This is a genomic window from Deltaproteobacteria bacterium (genome assembly GCA_009929795.1).
Lineage (GTDB): Bacteria > Desulfobacterota > Desulfovibrionia > Desulfovibrionales > Desulfomicrobiaceae > RZZR01.
In genome coordinates, this window is sequence record RZZR01000326.1 from 1 (window position 1) to 1,680 (window position 1,680).

The 1,680-nt window shown below is 56.4% G+C and carries 2 protein-coding genes; both read right to left on the reverse strand.

The genetic code is table 11. The annotated features are described in order from the left end of the window. A partial coding sequence (locus EOM25_14685) for a CopG family transcriptional regulator (protein NCC26423.1) occupies nt 1-139 on the reverse strand: 139 nt, incomplete at its 3' end. A 282-nt stretch (nt 140-421) separates the two neighbouring features. Beyond that, complete coding sequence (locus EOM25_14690) at nt 422-1,549, reverse strand: ATP-binding protein (protein ID NCC26424.1); 1,128 nt, start codon at nt 1,547-1,549, stop codon at nt 422-424. Nucleotides 1,550-1,680 lie beyond the last annotated feature (131 nt).

Sequence of the window (1,680 nt, forward strand, 5' to 3'; positions counted from 1 at the left end):
CGGCATGATCTGCTGTCTTTATTCCATAAAGTTCAAGGCTTTCCTCAATGATCGAGCCGATGGTTTTTTGACTTCGGGCCGCTGCTGCCTTGAGGGCCATATGTCGTTCGTCAGACAGGGTTATGGTCAGTCTTGGCATGGCAACCTCCTGGTGAATTGTCACCATATCACCATACAATCATCCCAAAGGTCAAGCCGTTATTGGCCGCCACGTCGATGGCCATAGACAGAGGCAAAAAAAAACTCGCGCTCTACCAGCAGCGGGCTAAGGATCGCCATACCCTGCGGAGACAGGCCGGACGGATCGTCGCCCGGGCCAGGACGGAGGGGGATACGTATCTGGCCGAAGTCCATGAGCGGTGGTTGGCAGCACATTGTTGAACTACCCATATTTCAAAAAACTGGCTTCGAGGCCTCGACCCTACAACCTTCCCAGCCATTCGGAAAAAAACGGGTCCACCACCTGCCAGACTCCATCCGGCGTTTTTTCGATCAAATCCTCCCGGAACAAAATATCGCGTATGTCCGTTATGGAGGAAACCGGCAATCCGGCCTGGGCCACGAATCCTGACCCGGCCAAGGCCTTGGTGGGCGAAGCGGCCAGAGCCTTCAACAGACGTAGTTGACGCGAAGTCAGAGGTGATATCATGGTTTCGTAAAGACCTGTTTCGGACTCCAGAACCAGGCTTTTGGCCCGCTCCACATCCTCCATCGAGACCGTATCCCCGCTCATCTCAAAGACTTCACTGGCCAGTCGCTGAACGTAGAACGGGTACTGCCTAGCAACACGAACCAAGCCGATGCACACATCCGGCGTGGCCTTTTTCCCCTCTCTCCCAAACAAGCCTCGGATGCACTCCCCGGTTTCTTCTAGAGGCAGAGGGGGCAAAATCATCTTGACGGTCGACAAGGTCAAAAAACGCTTTTGATCGCTGAACATGGCCAAAAGAAGGCTTCGTCGACTGCCCGAAAAAACGAATGAAGCCGGCAGCCCCTGGATCGTCTTGCGGACAATTCCTTCCACCACCCCGGCTTCGGGCAGTTTGACCAGATCTTGGAACTCATCCATGACCACATGGCATGGCCAGGTCTCGGACTGGACGATCCGGGCCAGATCTTCCAGAGTCTTTTCAAGCAGGGTCCGGGGATCATCGGCCTCGTTGGCCCGGCTCACCGAAACGCTCGGTTCTCCTGTTGGGTCGAACGTCAGGACCGGCCGAAAGGCGGTCAAGGCGTTCAGCCATCGTTTCCCGCGGGCCAGGAGCGATTCGCGGCCATGCAGGGCCTTGAGCATGTCCCGGGCCAGACGTCTGGCCAACTCCCCCACCCCGTCCAGGCCGGAAAAATCGAACTCGAAGCAGAGATACCCCTTATCCGTCAGCCGATTCTGGACCTTGCGGCACAAGGAGGTCTTGCCGTACCGGCGCGGCGAAGCCAGAAGGACGTTCTGGGTCGACGCGGCGCACCGCTCGAGGCGTTCGAGTTCGTTGTGCCGATCACAGAAAGGCCCACCTTCGACCAACACTTCGAGACGAAATGGATTGGACATTATTCCGAAACCTCCGTTACGGAATCATCGTAACGAAAGTTCCGGAAGAGTCAATGCCGACCAAAATAGCCTTCAACATCTGTACGTCCTCTCCGCCTTTCCCTCCACCATTCGCTCGGCCCATTCCACAC

Bases quoted from the DNA above. Each gene is read 5' to 3' on its own strand.
- EOM25_14690 (NCC26424.1), bottom strand. From the start codon at position 1,549: ATGTCCAATCCATTTCGTCTCGAAGTGTTGGTCGAAGGTGGGCCTTTC.